The 26,379-nt window shown below is 58.3% G+C and carries 22 protein-coding genes; 9 read left to right on the top strand and 13 right to left on the bottom strand.

The features are described 5' to 3' along the window. Positions 1 to 43 precede the first annotated feature (43 nt). Positions 44 to 1,522, bottom strand: a complete 1,479-nt coding sequence (locus J2S62_RS01405; RefSeq protein ID WP_310170435.1) for a benzaldehyde dehydrogenase — start codon at positions 1,520 to 1,522, stop codon at positions 44 to 46. Between the two features lie 159 nt (positions 1,523 to 1,681). After that, on the bottom strand, positions 1,682 to 4,123 hold the full coding sequence (locus J2S62_RS01400; protein WP_310170432.1) for a sigma-70 family RNA polymerase sigma factor: 2,442 nt from the start codon (positions 4,121 to 4,123) through the stop codon (positions 1,682 to 1,684). Positions 4,124 to 4,417: 294 nt separating this feature from the next. Between J2S62_RS01400 and J2S62_RS01395 the strand changes: the two genes are divergently transcribed. Both J2S62_RS01395 and J2S62_RS01390 read left to right on the top strand, forming a co-directional pair. Further along, on the top strand, positions 4,418 to 5,950 hold the full coding sequence (locus J2S62_RS01395) for a DUF4389 domain-containing protein (protein WP_310170430.1): 1,533 nt from the start codon (positions 4,418 to 4,420) through the stop codon (positions 5,948 to 5,950). 126 nt (positions 5,951 to 6,076) lie between these two features. After that, on the top strand, positions 6,077 to 6,586 hold the full coding sequence (locus J2S62_RS01390; protein WP_310170428.1) for a flavodoxin family protein: 510 nt from the start codon (positions 6,077 to 6,079) through the stop codon (positions 6,584 to 6,586). A 28-nt stretch (positions 6,587 to 6,614) separates the two neighbouring features. Here J2S62_RS01390 and J2S62_RS01385 read toward each other — a convergent pair whose 3' ends face one another. Continuing rightward, on the bottom strand, positions 6,615 to 8,585 hold the full coding sequence (locus J2S62_RS01385) for a BCCT family transporter (RefSeq protein ID WP_310170425.1): 1,971 nt from the start codon (positions 8,583 to 8,585) through the stop codon (positions 6,615 to 6,617). A 306-nt stretch (positions 8,586 to 8,891) separates the two neighbouring features. Between J2S62_RS01385 and J2S62_RS01380 the strand changes: the two genes are divergently transcribed. Continuing rightward, positions 8,892 to 9,380, top strand: coding sequence for a hypothetical protein (locus J2S62_RS01380; protein ID WP_310170423.1), 489 nt, complete (start codon positions 8,892 to 8,894; stop codon positions 9,378 to 9,380). A 71-nt stretch (positions 9,381 to 9,451) separates the two neighbouring features. Here J2S62_RS01380 and argG read toward each other — a convergent pair whose 3' ends face one another. Then, positions 9,452 to 10,873, bottom strand: a complete 1,422-nt coding sequence (argG, locus tag J2S62_RS01375) for an argininosuccinate synthase (RefSeq protein ID WP_310170421.1) — start codon at positions 10,871 to 10,873, stop codon at positions 9,452 to 9,454. A 99-nt stretch (positions 10,874 to 10,972) separates the two neighbouring features. On the opposite strand from argG, the gene J2S62_RS01370 reads away from it, so the two are divergent. Beyond that, entirely contained in the window at positions 10,973 to 11,503 is a 531-nt protein-coding gene (locus J2S62_RS01370; protein WP_310170419.1) for a hypothetical protein, read from the top strand. A 7-nt stretch (positions 11,504 to 11,510) separates the two neighbouring features. On the opposite strand, the gene J2S62_RS01365 is transcribed toward J2S62_RS01370, so the two are convergent. Together J2S62_RS01365 and J2S62_RS01360 are read right to left on the bottom strand one after the other, a co-directional pair. Further along, positions 11,511 to 12,524: a cation diffusion facilitator family transporter gene (locus J2S62_RS01365; protein WP_310170416.1), complete on the bottom strand. Its 1,014-nt coding sequence runs from the start codon at positions 12,522 to 12,524 to the stop codon at positions 11,511 to 11,513. Next, positions 12,521 to 13,081 carry an ABC transporter substrate-binding protein gene (locus tag J2S62_RS01360; RefSeq protein ID WP_310170415.1) on the bottom strand — a complete coding sequence of 187 codons (561 nt, stop codon included), beginning with the start codon at positions 13,079 to 13,081 and terminating at the stop codon, positions 12,521 to 12,523. The genes J2S62_RS01365 and J2S62_RS01360 overlap by 4 nt, the downstream gene beginning before the upstream one ends. A 161-nt stretch (positions 13,082 to 13,242) precedes the next feature. Here J2S62_RS01360 and J2S62_RS01355 point away from each other — a divergent pair, with 161 nt between their 5' ends. Further along, a complete protein-coding gene (locus J2S62_RS01355; RefSeq protein WP_310170413.1) occupies positions 13,243 to 13,656 on the top strand; it encodes a CBS domain-containing protein in 414 nt (137 codons plus the stop codon). A gap of 444 nt (positions 13,657 to 14,100) precedes the next feature. Next, positions 14,101 to 15,021 carry a glycine betaine ABC transporter substrate-binding protein gene (locus tag J2S62_RS01350; protein WP_310170411.1) on the top strand — a complete coding sequence of 307 codons (921 nt, stop codon included), beginning with the start codon at positions 14,101 to 14,103 and terminating at the stop codon, positions 15,019 to 15,021. 5 nt (positions 15,022 to 15,026) lie between these two features. Here J2S62_RS01350 and J2S62_RS01345 read toward each other — a convergent pair whose 3' ends face one another. From J2S62_RS01345 to J2S62_RS01330, 4 genes are read right to left on the bottom strand one after another with little or no spacing between them, the layout of a single operon-like run. Continuing rightward, positions 15,027 to 15,827 (bottom strand): alpha/beta fold hydrolase, encoded by an 801-nt coding sequence (locus J2S62_RS01345; RefSeq protein ID WP_310170409.1) that lies wholly within the window; start codon positions 15,825 to 15,827, stop codon positions 15,027 to 15,029. Between the two features lie 17 nt (positions 15,828 to 15,844). Further along, the gene (locus J2S62_RS01340; protein WP_310170407.1) at positions 15,845 to 17,167 is read right to left on the bottom strand and encodes a dihydrolipoamide acetyltransferase family protein; all 1,323 of its coding nucleotides are present in this window, start codon (positions 17,165 to 17,167) and stop codon (positions 15,845 to 15,847) included. A gap of 21 nt (positions 17,168 to 17,188) precedes the next feature. Further along, positions 17,189 to 18,196 (bottom strand): alpha-ketoacid dehydrogenase subunit beta, encoded by a 1,008-nt coding sequence (locus J2S62_RS01335; protein ID WP_310170406.1) that lies wholly within the window; start codon positions 18,194 to 18,196, stop codon positions 17,189 to 17,191. Next, on the bottom strand, positions 18,193 to 19,338 hold the full coding sequence (locus J2S62_RS01330; RefSeq protein ID WP_310170404.1) for a thiamine pyrophosphate-dependent enzyme: 1,146 nt from the start codon (positions 19,336 to 19,338) through the stop codon (positions 18,193 to 18,195). Before J2S62_RS01330 ends, J2S62_RS01335 begins: the two co-directional genes overlap by 4 nt. A 454-nt stretch (positions 19,339 to 19,792) precedes the next feature. Here J2S62_RS01330 and J2S62_RS01325 point away from each other — a divergent pair, with 454 nt between their 5' ends. Then, positions 19,793 to 21,052 (top strand): NAD(P)/FAD-dependent oxidoreductase, encoded by a 1,260-nt coding sequence (locus tag J2S62_RS01325; protein WP_310170402.1) that lies wholly within the window; start codon positions 19,793 to 19,795, stop codon positions 21,050 to 21,052. On the opposite strand, the gene J2S62_RS01320 is transcribed toward J2S62_RS01325, so the two are convergent. Continuing rightward, positions 21,049 to 22,161 carry a histidinol-phosphate transaminase gene (locus J2S62_RS01320; protein ID WP_310170400.1) on the bottom strand — a complete coding sequence of 371 codons (1,113 nt, stop codon included), beginning with the start codon at positions 22,159 to 22,161 and terminating at the stop codon, positions 21,049 to 21,051. The genes J2S62_RS01325 and J2S62_RS01320 overlap by 4 nt on opposite strands. 157 nt (positions 22,162 to 22,318) lie before the next feature. Here J2S62_RS01320 and J2S62_RS01315 point away from each other — a divergent pair, with 157 nt between their 5' ends. Continuing rightward, positions 22,319 to 22,711: a phage holin family protein gene (locus J2S62_RS01315; RefSeq protein WP_310170398.1), complete on the top strand. Its 393-nt coding sequence runs from the start codon at positions 22,319 to 22,321 to the stop codon at positions 22,709 to 22,711. Here the strand turns inward: J2S62_RS01315 and J2S62_RS01310 are convergent. Next, on the bottom strand, positions 22,708 to 24,231 hold the full coding sequence (locus J2S62_RS01310; protein ID WP_310170397.1) for a hypothetical protein: 1,524 nt from the start codon (positions 24,229 to 24,231) through the stop codon (positions 22,708 to 22,710). The genes J2S62_RS01315 and J2S62_RS01310 overlap by 4 nt on opposite strands. Continuing rightward, positions 24,228 to 24,689 carry a hypothetical protein gene (locus tag J2S62_RS01305; protein WP_310170396.1) on the bottom strand — a complete coding sequence of 154 codons (462 nt, stop codon included), beginning with the start codon at positions 24,687 to 24,689 and terminating at the stop codon, positions 24,228 to 24,230. The genes J2S62_RS01310 and J2S62_RS01305 overlap by 4 nt, the downstream gene beginning before the upstream one ends. Before the next feature lie 204 nt (positions 24,690 to 24,893). Here J2S62_RS01305 and purB point away from each other — a divergent pair, with 204 nt between their 5' ends. After that, on the top strand, positions 24,894 to 26,306 hold the full coding sequence (purB, locus tag J2S62_RS01300) for an adenylosuccinate lyase (RefSeq protein WP_310170394.1): 1,413 nt from the start codon (positions 24,894 to 24,896) through the stop codon (positions 26,304 to 26,306). Positions 26,307 to 26,379: the final 73 nt, after the last annotated feature.

Genomic DNA, 26,379 nt, shown 5'->3' with positions numbered 1-26,379 from the left:
CTCTCGCGAGTATCGCAAGAGGTGCCCTTCGAATGAAGAATTGTTAGAACGGGTATTCGGCGATCGTGGAGCGCACGGTCAGCCACTGGGTTTCGGTGAACGCTTCGATATTGGCTTGCGCGCCACCGAATCGGGAACCGGTACCGGAGGCTCCCGTGCCACCAAATGGTGCGGTTGCTTCGTCTCCGACGGTTTGTTCGTTGATGTGGATGATGCCCGAGTCGATCATGTCCGCAAGATCCATCGCGGGCCCGACATCTCCGAGGATGCCCACAGACAGACCGTAGTCGGATGCATTGACGATATCTGCGGCTTCTTCAAGGCTCGAGAACGACATGACTGGAGCCACCGGCCCGAAGATTTCATCGGTCCAGGCGGTGTTGTTTTTGCTGACATTCGACAGCACAGTTGGCGAGTAAAACAGTTTCTTGTACTCGCCACCGGCTTCCACTTTGGCGCCTTGGGACTGAGCATTTTCGACGATCGAGTGGATGTTATCCCGCTGACCTTCGTCGATGATCGGGCCCATCGCAACTGATTCTTTGTTGGGGTTGCCGACCGGCATGTTCTTGGCTTTTTCGGCCAGCTTGGCCACGTACTCGTCACGAATCGATTCGTGCACCAAGTGACGACCGGCGCTCATACAGACTTGGCCCTGGTGCATAAAGGACCCGAACGCGCCCGCGGAAACAGCAGCGTCGAGATCCGCCCCGGGCAGCACGACCAGGGCATTGTTGCCGCCGAGTTCTAGGTGGGCACGTTTAAGGTTGCGGCTTGCTGCTTCGCCGACTTTACGCCCGGCCGCGGTGGAACCAGTGAAGGACACGACGCGAACTTCTGGCGCCTCGGTCATGGCAGCACCGGTGTCACCGCCACCTGGCAGTAGGTAGAGCACATCTTCTGGCAGTCCGGCTTCTTCTAGTACGCGTGCAATCATCAGCCCACCGGTCACTGGGGTGCGGGGATCTGGTTTCAGCAGCACGGTGTTGCCCAGGGCCAGTGCTGGCACAACCGAACGGATGGACAGAATCAACGGGAAGTTGAACGGTGAGATCACCGCGACGACACCGGCAGGACGGCGACGCGAGAATGACCAGCGCGGGTCATCGGTGGCCAGTACATCGCCCTGCGGGGCGGTGCACAGCGCTGCGGCTTCATAACATTCTTGCGCGGCAACGTGCAGTTCCAGACCGGCCTTTGGACGGATTGCGCCGGTTTCGCGCATGACCCAGGACTGGAGTTCTTCAGCGTGTTGTTCGAAGAGCAGACCAGCTTTGCGCAGGATGCCAGCGCGCTTGGTGGGCTTCATCGCAGCCCAAGTTTTCTGTGCACGGGCAGCTTTTTTGGCCGCACGCTTTACGTCCTCGGGGCTGGCCCCGCCGATGGTGCCGAGCGTTTCGCCGGTTGCCGGCTCGGTGATCGCGATGTCTTCTCCGGAACCGGAGGTCCAGCCGCCGCTGTGAATCTTGTGGTGCCAGCGTGAATCTTTGAGCAGTGAGGTGTTTTCTTGTGTTCGTGTCATAACGCTCCTCCTATATTGGAAACTTTAGTACCCGATAAAACTTTTCGGACACCGCTACCTGAAAGTGTAGTCAGCAGGAATAGCACCGACCATGGATTGAGCGATTGGACGATTTTAGTACTGGGGCACGGGTCTCTGATGTATCCCTTGTAACACCCTCTACCTCTCGAGCACCCACACAGCTTTGATCCCCTCATGATCGGCGAGTTCCTTGAGGAGCTTACGCTCAATCTGGCGAATCCGCTCGCGACTGACACCGTACTTACGCCCCACTTCTTCTAAGGTGGCCATCTCTCCATCGTCGGTTGTGAGGCCCCACCGATGGAACAGGATTGATTGGTCACGCTCCTTGAAGCCTGCAGTTGCTCGTTGCAGCGCGATTCGCAGGCCTCGGAGGAACGAATTTATGACGCTCCACTGTTCGGCCTCCAAAGTGAGTTCATCCACGATCAGATCAGCCAGTAAATAGGGCACTCCATTGATCCACCGTTCGGACGACAAAGAAAGGATCCTGGCCTCTGCATTCCGGGCGGCATCCACTTTGTCAGGCTCCTCTTCTAGGACCAGTGCGATCTCTTGCGTAGTCGGCTCGTTTCCCTCGTGGATCCATACATTTTCGATCCTCCGGATAGCATTGAGCTGTTCGACTAGATGCACGGGCAACCGTATAGTCCGTGAACTCTCGGCAATGCTTCGGGTCGCTGCTTGCCGGATCCAAGCATGAGCGTATGTGGAGAACTGGAAGCCCCGGGTATAGTCCCACAATTGCACAGCACGTTGCAGTCCAAGATTCCCTTCCTGGATAACATCAAGAAAGCTAAAAGAGGGCTCCCCATTTCCCCAGAAGTATCGCTTGACTACCGATACCACTAATCGCAAATTTGAGGTAAACATTCTATTGAATGCTTCCTCGCCTAAGTCCACTAGACGCCAATAGTCCCGGCGTTCTTTTCGAGAGCCGGTGTAGTTTGTGGTCAATAGATGTTGCGCATACACCCCGGCTTCGACCTGTTGGGCCAACTCCACCATTTCTTCATGGGCGAGCAACGGATACTGTGCAATCTTACGGAAGTAGTCGCCAATAATGTCGTCGGTCAGTACAGTCTCTGACAGCTGCTCGGGCAGTTCCCCATCGTCCAGAATGTCATTCCAGCGTGGTGGCTGACCTTCGAATTCTGGTTGCTCAGAACTCGTCTCGTATTCGGTTGGTGCTGGCGTTTCAAGGGGCAGTTCAACGCTGATTTCCGGTTGTGGCTCAGGTGCCAGAAACTCGATCAATTCATCGAGGTGCTGCTCCAAGTTAAAGTACATGTAGTCACGCGCAAACGGCAGCACATCAGTCAGGAAATCGTCTCGCAGCGCTGGGTCTTCAATCGTCCCAAAAGCGTAGAGGTAGACAAACCGTCCCCGGTCCCCGGAGGGTCGTTTGCGAATGACGCGGCCAAGACGTTGGATAAATTGTCGCTGCACCCGTGTGCCAGAAGTCTGGATGGCTAGATCAGCAGCTGGCACATCCACACCTTCGTCTAGAACACGCGGTGCACACAGAACATGGAGCTCGCCGCGTCGGAAGGCGTTCATTGTGCCCAACCGATCGACCTTCGTCATACCTGACATGAGGTGACCTGCCGGGACGCCAACGGCTTGTAGCGCCTGGGTAGCAGCCTGTGCTTGTTCCTTACTCGACCCGAACACTAATGCTCGTTCTGCAGCAGCAAGTGAGGGCGCCAGCGCTGCTAAAGCAAAATTCTTTACCGGAGTGTTAGCCAGGAGGCTTTGGCGTTTCGCCACGTTCCGCAGGAAGCGTCGAGCGATCGCACTGGCTGCTGAGCCATCTTCTAGTTTCGATAGACGTCCAACTGCCTCCATGAAATCGTGTTCGCTCAGTGCCGCCTGGTCGAAGTAGTTGCGCAGACTGAGCGTATCCGTGGAAATCTCATCTGACAGCATGTCATACTCGACCTGCTCATGATTCTGCAGTTGGAGTCCCACCAGCGCGATATCGAATTCGGAGATAACCCCGTAGCGTTGCGCTTCGTCGTACCAAATTTTGTAGACAATTGAGCCAAAGTATTCGTCGAGCACTTGATTCCGACCGTCATGGCGTGTGTACGTTGCGGTGAGCCCCAGACGCCATATGTATTGTTCATCAAGTGCGCGAGCAAACAATGGTGCCGCATACCGGTGACACTCGTCTGCGACGACCAGCCCGGCTCGGAAATGTTCGATCAGTGAGCGGCTACCGGCAGTGTTGACGATCGCCACAATGACATCCACACTACGGAAATCAGCTGTATGGCTGCCACCGAGTCGTCCTATCGAAGCACGCGGCAGGTCTTTACGAAGGCTGGTCATCCACTGCTCTTGCAATTCAGTAGTGGGGACGAGCACGGTGACCTTCATACCAAACCGAAGCGCTTGGGCGATGGCAGCAATCCCTACCCGGGTTTTCCCTGCTCCGGTAACTGCTTCGATGACGCCTTGGAAATTATGCGCTTTCCAGGATCGCAGCGCCTGCTGCTGCCAGTCGTATAACTCGGCAAATTGAAAGTCCCCGGTCACCGTCTGGTAATCGAGGACTGGGAGATCCGTATCTTGCATGGTGATCCACCGGTCTAAAAGTGTGAGCTGAGCTACTAATAATTATCGGCCCTAATTCCTAGTTCCTAGCTTTAACTCGCTCTATGACGATTTGAAACAAGGTAGGTCACTCAAACAATGTCTAGCACAGCAAATACGCATGCCCCGATTTCACCCTCCGATTCACCCTTCTGAACCACTGCCGGATGGTAAAGTCAAGAATCACCCGACGATTATTTGGGGCTGTCCCATCAAGCCAGCCCCAGTCGTTGCTCCGGGTATCTCACTTTGCGGCGCTATCGCGAAGGAAGCGTTATGGATGCTTATCCCGCTACTCCGAATTATTCGGCCCCAACGCAACCGCTACGCATGAAGCCCTGGAATTGGGTGATGCTTGTCGTCGGCGTCTTGCTCATGCTTTTGGGCATTGGTCTGATCATTGCGGGGGCTGTGCTATTGAGCGCTGGAGCCGCCCAACGGGACGGTCAGTTCCTCACCACCGACGCGCATCGCTACCAAACGACTGGGCATGCAATTGCCAGCCCGCCATTAACCCTGGAACTCGAAGAAACCGAGACGGCCGAGCTCCCACCCCTAGAAGACATTGCCAACTTCCAGATCCGTGCGACCCCTGTCATTCCCGATCAAGAACTCTTCGTCGGCGTCGCCGAGGCGACCGATGCCGCAGCCTATCTCGACGACGTCCCGCACGCGGTGCTCGAAGACGTGACTTGGACCCAACAGGAACAATTTTCAGACGAATGGACCTGGGACACCGAGGTTGACCAACGGCTCCAAGAGGTCGCCGGCTCTGCAACTCCTGCTGCTCCGGCTGAAGAAGATATCTGGGTTGAATCGACCACCGGCACCGGTACCCAAGACCTCACGTTCGAGCTGCAAGAGGGTCAGTGGACACTGGTGGTGCTCAACGCTGACGGCACCCGCCCGGTCTGGGTTGATCTGCAGGCGGGCGCTCGCACCGAGCTGATGGATCCGGTCAGCCCCGGCCTACTGATCGCCGGTATCGTCGGGCTTGTTCTGGGTATCCCGCTGCTGCTACTGGGCGCGGCTGGCCTGGGCCGAGACATTGACCAGGATCATCCGCAGCAGCACCACGGACTATCTCCGGCAGCAACGACGAGCGGTGCTGCCGTGCCAGTGTATCCACTGGCGTTCAGCGGGCATCTCGACGGGCAGCTATCACGAGGATTGTGGTTGGTGAAGTGGTTGCTGGCCATCCCGCACTATATCGTGCTGGCCTTGCTGTGGTTCGCTCTGGTGGTCACCACCATCGCCGCTGGAATCGTCATTCTCTTTACGGCCCGGTACCCCCGATCGTTGTTTGCCTTTAGCGTCGGGGTGCTGCGCTGGAGCTGGCGGGTGGGCTTTTACGGCTACTTGGCATTGGGAACTGACCGGTATCCGCCATTTACCCTCGCTCATGCTGCATACCCCGCCGAATTAGATGTCCCCTACCCCGCACAACTGTCTCGCGGGCTAGTGCTAGTCAAATGGTGGCTACTAGCGCTGCCGCACATCTTGCTCCTGGGGATCATTGCAGGTGGAGGTGGCGTCGTCTGGCTGGGCGCGGGCAATACCTCGGCAAGCTGGGGTTTCTCGCTTTTAGGGCTGCTGGTGCTCATTGCAGCAATCGGGCTGCTGTTTACCGGTCGTTATATGGCAGGCCTGTTTGCCTTAGTGATTGGGCTCAACCGGTGGACCTACCGTGTCTCAACCTACGTCTTACTGCTGCGAGACGAATACCCGCCGTTCCGGCTCGACCAGGGTCCTACAGACCCACCGCCGTACCAACCGGCCCATCACGAAACGCCACAACCCGGTCTCTAGCATTCAATACCATGAGCGCATTGCAGCATCTATCGGGACGGGCCACCGCCGACGCCCAAGGTCGTCTCACGAGTCCCATTCACGGTAGCGCGTCTTTGCCTCAGCCCGACGGAAGAGGAGGATTCTATGCGGGCCCTCATCATTTACGAATCGGCGTGGGGAAACACCACGGCCGTTGCCGAGGCCGTCAGCGAAGGACTAACGGAACACGATATTGAGGTAGATGTTCGTGCTGTACAAGATGCCCCTGCGTTACACCAGGTGCAAGTGGATCTGCTTGTGGTCGGCGCCCCGACCCATGCGTTTGGTCTCAGCCGAGAAGCCACGCGCCAGGAGGCTCATAACCGGGGCGGTGAATTGATTGCCACGGGTGTCCGCGAGTGGCTCGAGTCCGGGCCCGTGTCGCTGTCCGTCGCCACGTTTGATACTCATGTCAGGCGCCCAAATCTTCCTGGGCATGCCAGTCGTAAGGCGGCGAAGAAACTCAAGAAGCTTGGCTGTACGTTACTCGTTGATCCAGAGAGTTTTGATGTCGAGGATTACGAGGGCCCGCTGTCGCCCGGTGAACTGGAAAGAGCTCGCCAATGGGGTATCGAGCTTGGTCGCAAGCTCACAGAGCAATCCCACCGCACGTGATGTCCGCAGCTTATCTATCGTGGTTGGACTAGTCCTTCGGTTCCTTCGGAGAGATATTGTCGCTGGCCTCTGGCGGGTCGGTCTCTTCACCGGTGACCAGCTTCATCGCGCTGGTTTCGGCTTCTTCCTTATACCAGTCGGTGTATTTCGGCGCCGACGCATCCACCCCGGTCCCAGCCCCGCGACCGTCAGGAGAGTGCTGCACCGCGAACTCAAATTCCTCGCCGTGATCTTCGATCCCTCGAATGACAGCATCTGACACGGCTTTGCGAGCATAGTCATGTCGAATACGGGCTGGGTCGGTGGACAGGTCTTTCAGGAAAGCCCAGACCATCAAAATGAGCACGATACTAAAGGGCAGGGCAATCAGATAGGTCAGGCTTTGCAATCCCGACAGGGCGTCTTCGCCACCGGAAAGCAGCATGACGATGGCAATGCCCATCATGGACAGTCCCCAGAACACCACCAGGCTCTTCTTCGGTGCCGGATTCCCGCGTGAGGTCATCATGCCCATGACCACCGAGGCCGAGTCCGCTGCGGTGATGAAAAAGATGGCCAACACCCCGATCAAAATGAACGGGGTGATCGCGTTGAAGGGCAGCGTATCGAACAGATTGAACAGCACGGCCTCAGGGGATGCTTCACCGTCGAAACCTTCGACCCCGTTGATTGAGTTGATAATCGAGGCCCCACCGAACACAGTGAAGGCCAAGATCAGAATCAGCGTCGGCACACCCATGGTGACCAGCGCGAATTCACGCAGCGTGCGGCCGCGGGAAATACGCGCGATGAAGGTGCCGACAAACGGTGTCCAGGCGATCCACCAGGCCCAGTAGAACGCGGTCCACCAGGTTTGGAATTCCACGGTTTCGGGACCCCAGGACAGCGACTTGGCCATCATCGGCAGATAGTTGTCGATGTAGTGCAGGATGCCCGAGGGCACCAGATTCAGCAAGTACAAGGTGGGACCGGCGAAGAATACGAACAGCACCAGCCCGAGCGTGAAGGTGATATTGATATTGGACAGATACCGAACCCCGCGCGAGACCCCGGAGACCGCACTGATGACAAAGCCTGCGCCGAGCACCCCGATGATGAGGATCAGCGCGTTGTTGCCGATCGGGCCCATGCCACTGACAATCGTGACACCCTGACCGATCTGGATGGCCGAGAGTCCCAGTGTTGTGGCGGTACCGAACAGGGTGGCAATGATCGCGAAGATGTCGATGAGTTTGCCTGCGAAGCCGTCGGTTTTGGACTTGCCGAACAGGGTTTGGAAGATCGAAGAGATCAAGGTTGGGCGACCGCGGCGGAAGGTCGCATAGGCCAGTGCCCCACCCACGAGGGCGTACATGCTCCAGATATGCAGACCCCAGTGGTAGCTGGCTTGCGAGACACCCTGGTGGATGGCTTCTCGGTTGACCCCGGGATCTTCACCTGCGGCGCGTTGGAGTTCATTGACGGTCTCTTGTTGATCTGCCATCGTATGCGGTGGCGGCGACAAGAAGTGCGACAGCGGTTCGGATGGGCCGTAGAAAAATAGGCCCACGCCCAGCCCGGCCCCGAACATCATCGCGACCCACGAGAACCGCGAGAACTCTGGTTTTTCGTCATCTTTGCCGAGTTTGATTTTGCCGTAGCGCCCAAACGCGACGTAGAGCATGACGAATAAGCCCACGCCCATTGCAAAGTTCAACAGCCAGCCCATGTTTTCCATAGCCCAGCTGAAGGCCGCGCTCGCCACGGTTCCCACCGATTCTGGGCTGAGAATGCCCCAGGCGACAAATGCGACGATGAAGGTCGCTGTGACCGCGAAGATCGTCTTGTCGACACGAAAGTCGCGTTGCTGATCGTCGACGCCAACACCGGACAACAGGCCGGGGTGGATATCTCCCGGATAGAGCCCGACGGCTAGGGTCTTGCGTTTGGATCGCAATTTCTCAGTCAACGGCACTTTTGTATGCGGTCCCGTGGGACTATCAGGCGCGTTGGGGTTCATGGGTGGTCTCCTTGTGAGCACGGGATTGCGTCACAGAAGTTGACGCGCGAAAACACCGGGTGGTGTGGGACGGGATGAGGTCACAGCTTGATGCTGGCACGGACAACTCTCAGGAATGTACGGAGATCCTGGAGGGTGCCTCGACTGCTTTACTGTACTACCCGCGGTGTCGGAATGCTCAATTTTGTAAGCGTCATCTTGCCCACGTTTTGGGCTGCTCAGCCGAGGCCTTCGAGTGGATCACGTAGTAGCATTCGAGGCATAGCGGAAAATACTATCTCTCGTTTATCGAAGGGGAGCAGCGTTATGTCATACTCACAAGAACCAAAAATCTCTTGGGAATATAAGATTCTTGAGCTCCAAGAGGCGCCCACCGGGGAGTTCCAGCAGGCCAGGCTGGCCCCGCGCAAGGTGCCCACTCCAGAAACTGTCAAAGATCTCGAGCTACTCGTGATCCGAGAGCCAGGCAGCAATCACTTCCATGCTGAACCGCTCTACCCCGGCCCTGACGAACCGGCCGCCGATTCCACCGTAGCAACCAGCGGCCGTCAGAACTCATCGATTGACATTGAGATCTCTGAAGAAGACCACGAGGTTATCTACCAGAACGTCTACTTCAAGCCTTCGTGGGACCATGACTTCCTCAAAGAAGCAGTCCTACTGCGCTTGCAAGAGTATCTTCTCCACTTTGGCAAACCAGTCATCGACTTCGGTGCTCGGCCGAATCCGTCAGAACAGATGCTAATTGAGATCATGAAAAACAAACACAACTGGCGAGACGTCCACGATCACTAAAGACATCTAGCGCAAACACGATTGCCCCCGTCCACAGCGTGTAGACGGGGGCAATTGTATGTACGGGTGTATTAGTCGGTACCGGCGTCGAATGCGGCCTTGAGCCCGGCGGCATCCTGTTCGGGATCGACATCAACATCGGAGGCGGCAATCTTGGCGGCGCCACCGACTTCGAGCTCGCCCATGAGTTCGGCCGTTGGGCCACCCAGGGTCCCGCGGGACGCGTACTGCTCCAGGCGGGCACGCGAATCGGCGATATCCAGGTTGCGCATGGTCAGCTGCCCGATGCGATCATCCGGTCCGAAGGCCGCATCTTCGACGCGTTCCATGGACAGTTTTTCTGGAGTGTAGGACAGATTCGGTCCGGTGGTGTCTAAGATGGTGTAGTCGTCACCGCGGCGCAGGCGCAGGGTAACCTCACCGGTGATGGCCGAGCCAACCCAGCGCTGGATGGATTCGCGCAGCATTAGTGACTGCGGATCGAACCAGCGACCTTCGTACATCAAACGGCCCAGACGGTAGCCGTTCATATAGTAGCTTTCGAGGGTGTCCTCGTTGTGGATCGCATTGAGCAGACGCTCGTAGGCGATGTGGAACAGCGCCATGCCAGGGGCTTCGTAGATGCCGCGGGATTTGGCTTCAATAATGCGGTTTTCGATCTGGTCCGAGACGCCCAGACCGTGGCGTCCGCCAATGGTATTGGCAGCCAACACGAGCGCGACCGGGTCGGTGTATTCGGTGCCATTGATCGAGACCGGACGGCCTTCGTAGAAGCCGACAGAGACTTCTTCGGTTTCGATGTTCACGTCGTCGCGCCAGGCGGCAACCCCCATGATGGGTTCGACGATATCGAGGCCGACGTTGAGGAATTCTAAGGATTTGGCTTCGTGGGTTGCGCCCCAAATGTTGGCGTCGGTCGAGTATGCCTTTTCGGTTGAGTCACGGTATGGGTAGCCGCGTTCGACAAGCCATTCGGACATTTCTTGGCGTCCGCCGAGTTCTTCGACGAAACGCGAGTCCAGCCACGGTTTGTAGATCTGTAACTCTGGGTTGGCCATCAGACCGTAGCGGTAGAACCGCTCGATATCGTTGCCCTTATAGGTGGAGCCGTCGCCCCAGATGTTCACGCCGTCTTCCTTCATGGCGCGCACCAGCAGCGTACCGGTGACAGCACGGCCCAGCGGGGTCGTGTTGAAGTAGGTTTTGCCGGCCGAGCGCACGTTGAATGCCCCGGTCTGCAGCGCCACAAAGCCTTCCTCTACCAGAGGCTTCTTCGCATCGACGAAGCGGGCGATTTCTGCACCGTACTCTTTGGCACGGTCGACCACCCCATCGATATCGGGCTCATCGTACTGACCGATATCAGCGGTGTAGGTGCATGGGATAGAACCGTTTTCGCGCATCCACGCAACGGCTACAGACGTATCGAGACCGCCCGAAAAGGCGATACCGACGCGTTCGCCGACGGGGAGAGAAGACAAAACCTTAGACATAAGGTCAAGAATAGTAGTTTGCGAGCGCTTTCACCCAATCGTTGCACAACGCGTCGGTGATACCGACGTGCCAGGTGCCCGGTGACCTAGGCTGGAGGCATGTCGAATTCCGCTGCAGAACAACCCAACCGGCTGATCGCGCACCCCTTAGACCAGTGGGGTGTGCACAATAATCCTGACGTTGGGATGGTCATCGGCTCGGATAGTACCGGTGAGCGTTTCAACCTGATCGCGGTGGCTCCCGATGGGACGGTGGGGTCGGCGGCGTTCCGTGATCGCACCGACGCGCAGACCGCGGTCGAACTGATCAACAAAACCCTGGATTCCCCGGCCACCGGTCGGATCGGTGGGCCGTTTGTGATCTTCCGCAAGGGCAAGTTCAAACAGGGCATCCGCTGGGTTGGTTTCGACCTGAAGGTTGTGGACGGCCAACCCGCTCCCGATACCGACAATCCGCGTGCCGTGGTGTGGCTGCTGCCAGCTTCGGATGAGAAGTCGGTCGCGCTGGTCGACACTCGCGATCCCGAGAACTATCGGCCCATCGGTTTCTTTTTGACCACCGAGGCCGCCAACGCGTTCGTCGACACAATGGATGCGATTGTCGCGTCCATCTCCGAGGCCGCCGACTAGGCGAGAACTAGACCTCTTTCTGATCGATCTGTGGCAGGAACTCTTCGGGCAGTTCGGCCACCGGGATGATCACCAGATCATGGAGTTTCCAGTCCGACTCGCTGAGTTTCTTGCGGATTCTTTCCACCTCGTCCAGGGGCGGCATCTGGCCCTGATACGGGACCACAAAAACTTCGGTATGGAAGACCATGCCGAGGTCGCGCATGCGAACATCGGCTTCGTCAACCCAGTCGAGCTCCATGACTTGCTCACGGACCTGTTGGATGAGCGGGTGCGGATCTTTCATATTCGTCGTTGTCGCGCGGGCGTCGATCAGCCCGGCTAGCCCGCCGCGGACGTTCTTATACCCGTCGTTAATAATGTCAAAAGAAATGAAGATCGCGACGGCAGCATCAAACCACCACAAACCAAAACCGACACCGGTCAGGCCGACTGCGGTCGCAATACCAGTCATCCAGTCGGCCTTATTCATATCCGCATCGGCATAGAGCACCTTGTTGTGCAGCGGTGGCGCCAGTTTGGCATTTATCCGACCGATAATAATGGCCGGGATGACCACAATCACCGAGACGACCACCATGATCCAGCCCTGCCAGATTTCCATCCCAAAGATTTCGATCAAACCAATTGCTGGATGTTCCCCGGCGAATAAACCCATTGCCGAATCAACCAACAGCATGGTGCCGAACCCTAACAGCGCCACGGCAGCGACCAGATGGCCAATACCCATGGCCCGGTGATAGCCATACGGGTGGCGCGGGGTGGGTTTCCGATTGATAAAGCGCAGCGCAATTAAAAAGGCCAACGGCGGCAGGATGGCCAGAGAGTCTTCAATCCATGCGGCCTTCATCGCCTGCGAGTTGCCGGCAACCGAGAAAATAGCGATTACGGCAATCACTTTGGTGACGATGTTGATCCGCTCAACACGGATCGCTTTTTGCAAGGTCTTCTGCTGCTCCTCGGGCAGATCGTGTTCCCCGAAGTACGTCGTCTCGCGAATTTTGCTTTGGTCTCGCCTCATGGACGCATCTCCTCGGGCAGTTGCTTGTCGATATCCTGGTCAAGCAGGAAGCTTTCCAAGCTGGTCATGAAAGCGTTCTCCCCCATGGGCACGACCATTACATGCTTGGAAGTGCTACCGTCCACGCCGAGTGACTCAGCATACGTGGTGGTCAGGCCCCCCTTCGAGGACCACGGCGACTCATCTGTTATCCCGCCGATGACTAGGTCAAGTTGGCTTTCCTCAAGCATCGTTGTCAGTTGCTCTTCGCCACCGGCGTGCCACTCCACTTCCGCGCCGATCGACCGAGCGTAGTCTTGGATCAGTTGGGGTTCAATGCCTCCAGGGTCTTCTTCCGAATTCCCCTCGCCTAGCGTGTCAGTCCAAGGCGGTTCGTGGGAGACGCCGACTCGCAACGTCCCACCGCTCACGCGGTCCAAGGTGCCCTCGGGGTCTGCCGGATAGTGTCCCGTGCAGCCAACGAGTCCGACCAGCACGGCGAGCAATACGAGCCCGCGGGTGATCCGTTGTCGCAGTGTGTTGATGTGGCGCATATCGTGTCTCAAAATCGTGGTCACTTGGTTGACTTTAGGAACGAGTAGAACGAAAAAACAAGTTCCTAGGTGCTACCTCAACATTGGCACCTCAGGCTGAGAATTTGCTGAGGTCTCTTGACAGTCCAAACGGGGGCTGGAAGCGTGGAAAATGTCAGAGTTCACCCGTTTTTAGGAGCAGAACAATGCTGACAGCACGCGACATTATGACACCAAATGCAGAGTGTATTGGCGAACACGACAGCCTCACCGAAGCGGCCCAGAAGCTGCGTGATCTCGGGGTTGGTTCAATGCCGATTTGCGGCGAAGATAACCGTCTCAAGGGCATGCTGACCGACCGTGACATTGTGGTCGGCTGTGTCGCAGCCGGACGTGACCCGGATAAGACGCCCGCCGGGGATTTCGGTGGGGAGAAACCAGTCACCATTGGCGCGGATGATTCCATTGATGAAGCCATCAAAACAATGCAAGAACACCAAGTCCGCCGGTTGCCCGTCATTGATGGGCACGAACTGGTCGGGATGGTGGCCCAAGCCGATATCGCTCGGTCAATCCCCGAAGATAAGGTCGGTGAACTGGTGAAACTGGTGTCCTGGTAACCGATCCCCTCGATGATGGAGGTGCCTATGGCAACCTGTGATGTTTGTGGCAACGAGTACGACAAAGTTTTTACTATCCAATATCAGGACCGCACCGGAACGTTCGATAGTTTCGAGTGCGCAATTGCTGGGATGGCACCCGAGTGCGCACACTGCGGTGTGAAGATCATTGGTCACGGCGTCGAAGACTCGGACCAACTGTATTGCTGCGCAAGTTGTGCCCGGCAGAAAGGCCAGACGGACGTCAAAGACCGTGTGTCGTCCTAAGGGTAGCTGACGCAGAATAGGACAACGGGTGGTGGCAGGAATGCCCCACCCGTTTTGCGTGGTATTCACCCCACGGTTCGGGTTGATAGAGTTCATTTTGCCGAAACGGTCTGGCCCCCGGCCGCAGACCCAGTAAGCATGTCGATGTGTTCTATCTTGTGAGCTCTAGGGAGATCAATGAGTCATTCAATGCGTCCGTGGCGAGTCCCTATGATGTTGCTTGCCGGCTCGCTGATGCTGACCGCGTGTACCGGTGACGATCCCGAAGCCGATCATCACACTACCGACGAGGAACAAGACGTCATCCGCATCGGTAGCGTGACAGGATGGTCTGATCAGGCGGGTATCGCGCACCTCTATGAGTATGTCCTAGAGGAAAACGGCTACGAGGTCGAAGTCCAAGACACCTTGGATGTTGCACCGGCCTATGAGGCAGTGGCTGAAGGAGAACTCGACCTGTACGCGGCTGCCTGGCCAGAGGTGGCTCAACAGGTCTATTGGGAAGAGCACCAAGACAATGTAGAAGACCTCGGCGACATTTACCAGGATGCACAGCTGTTCCTCGGGGTGCCGGAGTATTCAGAGATCACGTCCATCGAAGAGCTGCCCGACTACGCAGATGAGCTCAACGGCCAGATTACGGGTATCGAATCTGGAGCTGGTCTGAGCGTGCTGACCGAAGAAGAAGTTATGCCGCATTACGGCTTGGAGGAGGACTTTGAGCTGCAGCTGTCCTCAGCCAGTGGCATGGTGGGCCAGCTTGAAGAGGCGATCGAAAATAACGAGGAAATCGTCGTGACGCTATGGACCCCGTACTGGGTGACCGAGCAGTACGATGTGCGAGCGCTGGAAGACCCCGACATGATCTACGGGGAGCCAGAAAACGTGCATACCTTAGGGCGTACCGGTTTTGCCGAGGATTATCCAGAGATCGCTGCGATGATCGAGAACTTCTCACTGACCGCCGAGCAGGTGACCGATCTGCAAGACACCATGGTCAACGAGTTCGATGACGATGACTCAGCTGCCGTCCAAGCGTGGGCGGAAGACAACCCGGAGGTCGTCGATCAGATGTCAGCAGATCTCAGCGAGGCCTAGCTCGCTCAAGCGAGATTGTTATCGAGCAACTCAGCGAGCCGTTGCGGATGCTCTAGCGGCAGCAGGTGTGCTGCGTCTTCAACAACCGCGGTGCTGCCGTGTTGCACCGCGGTTGCGATCTGATCCGCCTCGGCGACGGTGCACATTTGGTCCTGGTCTCCGGCAACGGTGAAGATGGGGATGCTGATCTCGCCCAACCGGGACGTGGCATCGTACGCGCCCAGCGCTCGACACAAGGCCGCATAGGATTGATCATCGGCGGCCGCCAGGGCTCGTTTTTGCACTTGAAGTTTGGTGTCGTCCGTGAAGGTGTGTGCCACCCAGAGGCTGGCCGAGGATTCGACCATGGATTCAGTGCCGGAAACCTCGACGGCTTCGGCGCGTTCGGCCCAGTCTTCGGGGGTGCCTATGACCGCTGAGGAAGCCATCACCGCAATGCCGTCAAATAATTCGGCGTGTTCCAGGGCCAGTTGCAGGGCAATGAGTCCCGAGATTGACAGGCCTGCGAAGTAGACTTTCGATTCTTCTTTGATTGTGCCAGTAGTGCGCAGGTTGATGACCAGTTCTGCGACCGCATCGGCTAGTTCTTCGATGGTGATCGTGTCGTGGTGTGCCGGTGATTCGCCGTGGCCGGGCAAGTCAATGCCAATGATTTGGAACCGGTGGGTCAAATGACGCGCCATGTCGGCATACAGTGCGCGGACCGCGGTGCCCATGCCGGGCCCCACGATCAAGGTGTCACGTCCTTCGGGGTCGAAGGAACCGGATTCGGTCAGACGGACTGCGGCGAAATTGGGGCTGGCCACGGATTCACTCTCCAGGTCTAGCTAATCAACAGGGCTGGTTCCTCCAGGATAGCTGCCACATCAGCCAAAAAGGCACCCGCCTCGGCCCCGTCCACAATTCGATGATCAAAGGCCCCACCCAGCGTGGTCACCCAGCGCGGTTCGATCTTGCCGTCAACGACCCACGGCTGCTGCTTTATTGTGCCGAAGGCGAGGATGCCGGATTGACCAGGGTTGATGATGGGGGCTGCGGTATCGATACCCAACGGGCCCACGCTGGTGATGGTGATGGTGCCGTCAGCCAGCTCTGCGGGCTGGGTTTTACCGTCCCGGGCGCGCTGGGTCAGCTCCTGGATCGCCTGTGCCATTTCCAGCTGGTTAAGGTTGTGGGCATCTTTGATGTTCGGCACGAGCAGTCCGCGCGGGGTCGCTGCCGCGATGCCAAGATTGACGTGGTGGTGCAGGGTGTAGCTGTCGCCGTGCCAGGTGGCATTGGTTTCGGGGGTGTTTAGCGCAGCCTGGGTGACGGCCATCGCGACCACTAATAGCGGCGAGACTCTCACGTCAGTAAAGCGCGGGTGCTGTTTGAGGCGCTGGATGTACTCCATGGTGCGCGTGGCGTCGACCTGCCGGTACGCGGTGATGTGCGGTGCGGTGGTATAGGACTCGGTGACGGCTTTGGCCGTCGCTTTGCGCACGCCCGTGACTGGGATGGTCTCAGAAGTGGCCTTGGTGGTGTGGGACTGCGATGCCGCAGCGCTCGAGACCGCACCATCGAGCACGGCACGAACATCATCACGGGTGACCTCACCGTGTTGACCGGTTGGCGTGATCGTCGTCAGATCCAGCCCGTGGTCTTTGGCCAGCTTCCGCACTGGAGGTTTGGCTAAGACTTTGGCAAAGAGATCTGACTTCTGGGGTGTCGCTGGGGCCGGCTCAGGTTCCAGCTCTTCGGGTGCCTCGGTGACCTCTGGGTGGTTCTCAACCGGGGTTTCGACTTCGGCGGGTGCGGCCGCTGCGGGTTTGCGGCGACGTCTGCGACGGCCCGGGGTATCTTCTTTCGGCCCGGATCCGACCAGAGGAGCTTGGACGGGTGCATCATCGTCGTCGTTGTCCGTGCCACCCGCGGTGATCTGGATGGCAAAAAAATTATCCCCGACGTTGACGGTGTCGCCTACTTGAACGTAGAGCTCTTTGACGGTCCCGGCCCACGGGCTGGGGATTTCGACCAGCGATTTGGCAGTTTCGATTTCTGCGACGACTTGATTGACGGTCACGGTGTCTCCGACGTCGACCAGCCAGTTGACGAGGTCAGCTTCGGTGAGTCCTTCGCCCACGTCGGGCAGGGTAAAAATCTTCAATGTGTGCTCCTTGCGCGGCGTCTAGTAGGTGAAGGTTTCGTCTACGGCATCCAAGACCCGATCCACCGAGGGCAGATAGTCGTGTTCCAGCCGCGACGGCGGGTACGGCATGTGGTAGCCGCCCACGCGTTGCACCGGCGCTTCGAGGCTCAAAAAGGCGCGTTCCATGAGCCCGGCCGAGATTTCCGCTCCGAACCCGGCAAACGTGGATGCCTCGTGGATGATGATCGCCCGGCCGGTGGTTTTCACGGCTTGCGCGATGGTGTCCATATCCAGCGGCGATAGGCCGCGGATATCCAACACCTGCAGGTCGTAACCGTCTTCTTCACCGGCTTCGGCGGCAGCCAGGGCGGTGGCGACCTGAGGCCCCCAGGCCATCAGGGTCGCGTCTTTACCGGGGCGTACTTCAACCGTGGCGAAGGGGTCTTCCACCGGCTGGTCGAAGTTGACCTCACCGCGCACAAAGTAGTGTTTCTTGGGTTCCAAGAGCATGATCGGATCGGCCGATCGGATTGCGGCCCGGGTGACCCAGTAAGCATCGTGGGCGTTGGAATAGGTGACGACTTTCAGCCCGGCAGTGTGAGCGAAATACACTTCGGGAGATTCACTGTGGTGTTCAACCGAACCGATGCCACCGCCATAGGGCAGGCGAATGGTCACCGGGAACTGTTGGGCCCCACGGAACCGGGAATGCATCTTGGCCAGCTGCGATACGATCTGGTCGAACGCCGGGTAGACGAACCCGTCGAACTGGATCTCTGCCACCGGCCGGAAACCGGCCTGGGCCAGCCCGATGGAGGTGCCCACGATCCCCGACTCTCCCAACGGTGCGTCCACGACCCGGTCAGAACCGAATCTGGCAGCAAGTCCCTCCGTTACCCGGTAGACCCCGCCCAGGGCGCCAATGTCTTCACCCTGGAGCAGGACCGAATCGTCTGAGGCCAGTTCATCACCGAGGGCGCGGTTGACGGCTTGGCCAATCGTGAGCTTCTGCGTACCGGATGCGACTTCATCAAATACCGTGGTCACGCTTGCTCGTCCTCCATCCACCGGTCAAATTCTGCTGCCTGGGCTTCAACCAGGGAATGCTCTTCGGCGTAGACCAGGTCAAATTTTTCCCGCAGCGAGACGGTATCGGGGGCATCAATGATATTGTCGCGCAGCTTGGCGGCGAGCTGTTCACCTTCTTCAGTGACCTCGGAGAAGAACGCATCGCCGTAGTCGAAGCGGCGGCGCAGATATGCTTCGGTGCGAACCATCGGGTCGGCCTGAGCATGGGCTTGTTCTTCTTCTTTGGTGCGGTACTTCGTCGGATCATCAGCGGTGGTGTGGGCCCCCATCCGGTAGGTGTGGGCTTCGACCAGCACCGGTCCCCCACCACGACGAGCATGATCCACGGCCCGGTCCATCACGGCGGCAGTGGCGATTGGGTCGTTGCCATCGACGGCGAAACCATCGAAACCATACCCTTGGGCTCGTTTGAACAGCGGCACCTTGGATTGAACTTCGAATGGGGTCGAGATAGCCCAGTAGTTGTTTTGAATGAAAAACACGACCGGCGTATCGAAGGATGCGGCAAAGACCATGGCCTCGTGAATATCGCCTTCGGTCGAAGCACCGTCCCCGAAACATGCGATGGCTACGCGACCTTCGGCTTTGCGTCGTGCGTCAGTCCAGCCGCGTTGCTGCTGAGCAATACCCCAGCCGTAGCCCACGGCGTGCGGTACTTGGGCTGCCAACACAACGGTGTAGGGCTGCATGTTGTAGTCGTTGGGGTTCCAACCGCCATGGACTGCCCCACGGAAGAAATCAAAAACGTATTCGTCAGGGATGCCGCGACCTCGTGCCATGACGTGCTCGCGGTAAGTAGGAAAGATCCAGTCCCGGTCCTCCAGGGCGGTCACCACACCGGCCTGGGCTGCTTCTTGTCCTACTGAGGGGGTCCACAGCACTAATTGGCCTTGGCGCTGAAGGTTGACCCCTTCTGTGTCCAGACGGCGAGTGTGGGCCATGAGCCGGTACATTTCGGCCACTCGTTCGTGTCCGATAGCGGTGGCATCGTCAACAAAATCTTTTGCGGCATCGGTGGGATCAATGAACCCGTCGGCCGATAGAACGCCAATGGCTTCTTCAGGAAGTTGATGCCCGGTCGGGGACGAAATAGTAGACATATTTGCTTCTCCTGGTGAGAGACAGGCGACGCCGCTTCGGGTCAGAATAGGCGCCGCGACTTGCAGGACTTACCCCCATCGTACCCAATGGTGGAGGGTACTCGTGAGGCTAGTCACATGTATTGTACACCCCTTCGACTGGTCGCGTGTGCAGCATGCTATACGCCGTCGGTGCGAACTGGTCAACCGTGTACATGGCGCGGAAATCCGCGGAAATTGCCACATGCATGCGAGCGCAACGATGTGTACCATTTGCGGGCAGGTTACACCTGAAAAATACTGGAATATCTCCAGTATTATGCTCGATGTGACGCTTTCGGTCGAACGTGTCGGAAGTCATGGCAAAGAATTCTTCATAGTACGTGTCTTTGACCGCAGTGCTCGCCTCGTAGTTGGCAGGGGAAGTTTGTAGACTCGAGACAAGATTGCTTCTTCAACGTGGGAGGATGGCGTTATGGCCGCTTCGAAGGATGTACTGGTAGCGGGGGCAGGGCTCATTGGCTTATGCACCGCCTATTCACTGGCTCGAGCGGGTCATCGTGTGACGCTCATTGATAAAGATAAGGTCGGTTCGGGCGCGGCTCGCGGCAACGCCGGGGAGATCACGCCGATACAAGTCACGCCGATGCCACAGCCCGAACAGCTGAGCGAAATCGTCAAAGGGCTCACCACGCGTCGGCACTACCTCAATATTTCCCCGCTTTCCACGCCGCTATTGTCAGCTTTTGGTGCGGGGTTTATCTATAACACGCTACCCTCCAGAGTCCGGAAAAACACTCGAGATCTCGACCAGCTCGCCCGCGGCGCTTTTGCAGCCTTTGACTCCTACCACCAGGACGGTATCTCGCTTGCAGGTGGTGGGTACGGTTTCCTGAATACCCATGTGTCAGCCGATGCGCTGCAGGTGTTCCGTGATAACCAAGTTGCGCGCGCAGACATGCTCGGGCAGAAGCGCCCCGGACAGATCATGCTCGACGGCGAGCTCCACGATTTTGAACCCGTCCTCGATGAGCACGTCCGGGCAGGCTTTTTGGCGCCCACCGAACGCTACATCGATCCAAATATCTTCGTTGACGAATTGCACGCCAAACTGCTCGACTATGGCGCCCAGATCATGGAGCACACCGAGCTGGTGGGCATCGATAGCCATCAGGCCACACTGCGCAGCGCAAGCGGGGAAAGTCAGCTTGGATTCGATCGGGCTGTGGTTGCCACCGGGGCCTGGACCACCCCTAAAATCAAAGGGCTCGAAGCCACCAGGACGACCTGGATTACCTCGGGAACCGGCTACTCCTACCACGTCCAACCGGACCGCCTACCGGGCTATCTGGTCGCGTCGATCGATCGTAAGACCATCGGCGTCCCGTTGTCCGGTGAGCTGCGTGTGGTTGGGTTGATGGATTTCTCGACCGAAGTGGAGAAATTTGAGCCACAACGCATCCACCACCTGGCCTCTCAGGCATCCGCATTCATCAAGGGTATCGGCGACAAGCCGCGCTATAACGAATGGACCGGCCCGCGCCCGATGACGCCGACCGGCCTGCCGATTATTTCGCCGCTCAAATCCGCACCGGATGTCATCGTGGCCACGGGGCACAACATGCACGGCCTCTCACTGGGACCGGTCACCGCCGAAATTGTGACATCCATGGTCGAGGGCAGACCCGGCATCGTTGCCGGCGCCGAAGTCGACATGACGCCCTTTTCGCTCTAACGGTTCAGGCGTTGTTCAGCGAAGGCGGTTGCCACCTCGATGAGGCGATCGTTGGCTTCGACTTCGCCGATGGACACTCGCACGCCCTCGGGGTGGAATGCACGCACTGACAGCGCTTGCTCCCCGCAGGCATCGGCGAACGGTTGAGCCAACTCCCCCAGGGGGAGCCAGACGAAGTTCGCCTGACTGGCCGGAGGCGCATAGCCGAGGCCATCCAGAGCTTCCCACACCCGCGTCCGTTCTGTAACGACCTGCTCAGTATTGGCCAGCACTTCGTCCAGATGCGACAACGAGGCATGAGCCGCCTGCTCGGCAAGACTTGAGGTAGCAAAAGGCGGATGGATAACCTTCAACGGCTGCGAAATTTCAGGTTGAGCGACACCGTATCCGATGCGCAGATTGGCCAACCCGTGTGCTTTGGAGAAGGTCCGCAGCACGGCGACGTTCGGATAGTCGCGATACATGGCCAGCCCATCGACGGCAGCCTCGTCGCGGATGAATTCGATGTAGGCCTCATCGATCACGACCAGGATGTGGGATGGCACCCGTGCCATGAAATCTCGGACCGCCTGGGTACTCAAGACCGCACCGGTTGGATTATTCGGCGTGCACAGCATGATGATGCGCGTGCGATCGGTGATGGCCTCGAGCATGGCCTCTAGATCCAACTCACCGGTATCTTGCAGCGGCACCATGACGTCGCGTGCTCCGGCCGTGCGGATGACGATGGGATAGGCCTCGAATGAGCGCCACGGGATGATGACTTCATCTTGGGTGCCGTTGTCGTTCGTGCCGGCAAACGTCTGCACCAGCGCGGTGAGTACGCCCAATGATCCTGCACCAACGGTGATGTCATTGAACGGCACCTGGTAGGTTTCGCTAATCAATTCCCGCAAGTGCGCGTAGGTCGTCTCCGGGTAACGCTGGACCGACTCCGCGGTCGCTGCTTGCATCATCGCATCGGTGGCCGCCTGAATCGGGGCATACGGATTTTCATTCGAAGCGAGCTTATAGGAGGTTAGCCCCGGCGTCGCAGCCGGAGGCTTGCCAGCCTGGTAGGTGGGCAAGGTGTTCAGCACGGAACGCGGAGTGATAGCAGAAGAATCCATACGCGTTAGTCTAGCGAGCCAACTGGGATCCCGGCATCATCAGGCACGACCAAGCTTGTCGGATAATGCTAAGCCCCCGCAGCAGTAGTCGGCCGGCCCGTGCTAACCGGCGGCGCTCTGTTTGGGCGCTGTCGGTTGTTCGTGTCAGAATACGGATATGAATTATCTTTTGCGCGTGTTGGTGACTGCGGCATCGTTCTGGGTGGCAGTGTGGCTGCTGCCCGGCATGGAAGTGATGACCGATAGCGGTGCTCCAGACACCGGTGAAACCGTTATTGCGCTACTGATTGTATCAGTGATCTTTGGCGTGGTGAATTCGATCGTTCGCCCGATTGTGAGCTTGTTATCGCTCCCGATCACGTGCATAACCCTGGGTCTGTTCACGCTGATTATCAATGCGGCGATGCTCGCGCTCACCGTGTGGCTGACCTCGTTTCTACCGATGTACGTGGTAATTGACAGTTTCTTTTGGACCGCCATCCTGGCAGCGCTGATTATCTCAGTCGTCTCGACCATTATGAACTGGTTGGTCTCTTCAGTCACCAGCTAGAAAGGCTGCCGTCGGACGGTGCCGGTCAGCCACTCATCTAACGGTCGGATCGAGACCGGAGGGGATCCCGCACCGGAGCGTTTGGGCCCGCGGGGCGCTTCGAAAGGATGTTGCGGCACCGGCGCCTGCTGCCGCTTCAACGTGAACTGTTGAATCGCCACCGGCCCGCCCATCTTCATCTCTAAGTTGCCGAAGGGAATTTCGGTCGCCCGAGCGACTTCTGGATCGTCCAACGCGGTTGCTAACTGCTGATCAATCACCGAAATATTGTGTTCGGCCCCGAATACCCCGGCCTCAACGTCTTCAGCGGGATAGCCATGGACCTCCACGGTGGTGCGATTGACTCGGGCCTCATTGCTGGCCCCTGTCAGGGCCGTGACTTTGTCGTGTTGATGTTCGATGTGCACAAAGTTTGTCGACAGATCATCGGTGCTCCGGTGTCCCGTCGGGGCCGCAACCGTGAGCGCGTCGGAAACCTCATATTTTGAAGTGACCTTCTTGCTCAGGGCCACATTCATGGCGTGCATCCCGCCTTGGCTATACCCCATCGGAATGATCTTCGCCCCGGCGGGGACACCGGCTTGGGCAAGTATCTGCAGCGTGGCTTCCTCAACATGTGCCGAATCAGCAGCGATGGCTTCCACCACACCGGTCGCGCCGAACGCCGCATCATCGCGGAGGGCGCCCAACGGGCCACTGTCATCACCCAACGGGGTCGTGCCCGGATACATCACCGCATAGGCATCAGAACCGTCCGATTGACCAATCCGAGCGATCGTCACCGTATCGGCCTCTTGAGCGTAATCCTGCAATAGGTCCATCGCCTGCATCGAACTGTCCATCCCGAGGCTGTCACGAGTCTGCCAGCCATCCGCCGCGGGCTGCGGGGTCACATTGTCAACGTCGTAGGGTGCCAATCGCATGAGTCCTGCGTGTTGTAAGGCGTGGGCCAACATGCCGTAGGTTCGCTGTGAGGGGTCCACGTCCCAAAGACTTTCCTCCAGTCCAAACATCCACCCGATGGCATGTCCCATCGCAAGTTTTGCGCCCGGCACGGTCCCATCCAGTGCAGTGAAGGCGGCTTCAACCGGAGCCCACATGTAGGTATTAGCGCCCCGGATCGCGATTTCGTACATGTCATTGGGGACGTTCAGGCTCGTGGTGAGCCCCAGAATGCTCAGCATCACGGCCGTTGGAGTCACCGCGAAGTCCACCAGATTCGAAATGTGAGCTTCGGCTTCCAGATATCCCGCTACCGCATATTCGACACCTGTGGTGAGCGCTTGCACTTCAGCCCGCATGGCGATCAGCCCGGTCGAAATGCCCACCGTGTTGGCGCCGATCAGCGGACCCTGCGGGGTCATGATCGTCACGCCCGCCAGCAAGCCGCCCGCTGCGGCGGCGTCACCAGCTAGCCGCATGGTTTGTTCGGTAGCTTCTTGAAGCCGGGCCGCTCCCAGGCCAAGCTCATCAAGATTTGCACGCCAATGCGTCGGCCCACCGGTCACGTTGGCACTCATGCGCACACCTGCGCAATCGCCCCAGAGGCAACATCACCCATTGAGGCTCTGGCGGTTGCAAGCAGGGATTGCAGACTCGCAATCATCGTGCGCAACTCATCGATCCCCTGTCCTGCTAGTCGTGCGGTCTCCTGGGTCATGCCCGCTAAATGTTGGGCCTGGTTCTGCCTTTCGCCCACAGCAGTCCGAAAGGCTTCACCGGCCGGAGAATGCCATTCCATGATCAATGTGGCACCCAACTGCCGCTGCACATCCTCGATACCCGCAGCCACCTCCCGCAATTTAGCTACGAGTTGTTCTAACACCTCGATCTGCGCGGCCACTGCGTTCAACCCCGCCTGCGCAATTGAGGGACTGGACACGAACTGTTGGACCGTTTGAGATGCCATCTCACAGGCGCCCTGGGCCACCAGACCCATCCCGGTACCGATCTCTGCCATCGAGGGGATCTCAACCATGACCATCAGCTTCCTCCTTTGCCACCGCCCACCTGTCATTCATGCGCTCTAGCGTAGGAACCCGGGCCGTGGGAGGTAGGGGTCCTAGCCCAAGCTGTGGACAAGCGTTGCCGGCGTATCTCGATGTGGAAAAGGCTGGGTCAGATGTGTCACGGGCCTGACATTGATCGGCAGCCTGTCACTGCCAGTGGCAGAATAAGGGACATGACTGAAAATATGCGCGTGCGTTTGGCTGAGACAGATATTCCTTTAGGCCCCTTGGATGGCCGCTACCGTGGTTACGTAGCAGATTTAGTGGACCACCTCTCCGAGGCAGCCCTGAACCGCAACCGCGTCCACGTCGAAGTCGAGTGGTTCATTCACTTGGCCGACGGCATGGTGGTGCCCGGCCTGCAGCGTCTCACCGATGCACAGCGCGACGGATTGCGCGCTATCGTCACCGAATTTGATGAGGCCTCGGTGGCTGAACTGGCCGAAACGGAAGCTGTGACCGTCCATGACGTCAAAGCTGTCGAATACTTCATCGCCAACCGACTTGAAGGCCTGGGGCTCGGCCATCTCAGCTCGCTGGTGCACTTCGCCTGCACCTCTGAAGACATCAACAACCTGTCCTATGCGCTGGGTGTGCGCGATGCGGTCCAGGATGTCTGGCTGCCAGCCGCTCACAAGATGGTCGACTCGATCGCCGAGGTAGCCAAGGCCGCGGTCGAAACCCCGATGCTGTCGCGCACCCACGGCCAACCAGCCACCCCCACCACACTGGGCAAAGAGCTCGCAGTCTTTGTGCACCGCTTGAACCGCCAGTTGCGCCGCATTGCAGCACAGCAGTACCTGGGCAAAATCAACGGCGCTACCGGAACCTACGCGGCGCACGTGGCCGCAGTCCCGCACGCTAACTGGCCGGTCATCGCCCAAGACTTCGTTGAAGGCCTAGGCCTGACCTTCAATCCGCTGACCACCCAGATCGAAAACCACGACTGGATGTCAGAACTGTACGACGACATCGCACGTTTCAACCAGATTCTTCACGGCTTCTGCGTCGACGTCTGGAGCTACATTTCCATCGGCTACTTCGCGCAGATCCCGGTCGCTGGTGCCACCGGTTCCTCAACGATGCCGCATAAGGTCAACCCGATCCGTTTTGAAAACGCCGAAGCCAACCTCGAGCTGTCCAACGCCCTGCTGAACACCTTGGGTTCCACGCTGATCGAGTCCCGCTGGCAGCGCGACCTGACCGACTCCACTTCCCAGCGCAACATTGGTGTCGCACTGGGACACTCCGTCTTGGCACTGCAGAACGTCACCCGCGGGATGGGCCAGCTCGATGTCGCCGAAGACGCCCTGGCAACCGATCTCGATGGCAACTGGGAAGTCCTGGGTGAAGCTATCCAGACCGTGATGCGTGCCGAAGCCATCGCCGGGGTGGAAGGCATGGATAACCCCTACGAGCGCCTCAAAGATCTCACTCGTGGCCAGCGCGTTGATGCTGCACGGATGCGGGAATTTGTCGGCGAGCTCGGCCTGCCAGAAGCCGCCGAACAGCGCCTCAAAAACCTCACCCCGCACACCTACACCGGTCTAGCCGCAGATCTGGCTCGCGAACAGCTCGACAGCTAAGCTAACGCACCTTATTGCAAAAGCCCTCGGGACAGACGTTCTAGAACGTCCGCCCCGAGGGCTTTGCTGAGCT

The organism is Enteractinococcus fodinae, assembly GCF_031458395.1.
GTDB lineage: Bacteria > Actinomycetota > Actinomycetes > Actinomycetales > Micrococcaceae > Yaniella > Yaniella fodinae.
The sequence above is the reverse complement of the archived record's forward strand: the minus strand, read 5'-3'. Positions and strand labels throughout refer to the sequence as shown.